The organism is Pelomicrobium sp. G1 (genome assembly GCF_051905455.1).
Taxonomy (GTDB): Bacteria; Pseudomonadota; Gammaproteobacteria; order Burkholderiales; family UBA6910; genus Pelomicrobium.
In genome coordinates, this window is sequence record NZ_JBQACR010000147.1 from 1 (window position 1) to 384 (window position 384).

Annotated in this window: 1 pseudogene; it reads right to left on the reverse strand. The window is 62.0% G+C overall.

What is annotated here, in order from left to right:
- Positions 1 to 166: 166 nt before the first annotated feature.
- Positions 167 to 384, reverse strand: a pseudogene (locus tag ACTFO6_RS17920) (HAD family hydrolase); the annotation flags it as partial.

Below are 384 nucleotides of genomic sequence, written 5' to 3' on the forward strand. Positions count from 1 at the left end.
GGGCAGATCCGCGATTCTGCAGGGATCAGAGCGAAGCATTCAAGGCAAAAACGGGGTTGTTGTTTCACGCGCCTTCCTCAAGTCTCTCGGCTCCTTCTGTCACACCTGGCACGCGAGAACGCCCTTCGCATTGCCCCAACCGAACGAAGCGTCCAAGTCCACCGGCTCATCCTCGCAAGGTGGCAACCAGTCGCTGAGGGTAGAGAAGCAGATCCAGGGCGTCGCGAATATCCCCCACGATCACCTGCGCGCTCATTAGAGTGCCTGCCCAAACGCCTTCCTGCTGCACGATGGCGATCGCCAACGCCGCCGCCTTCAGCATCAGATGGTCGTTGCGGCCGTTGCCGATGCAGGCGCAGCCGGTTGCCCCGAGCCGCTCCACGT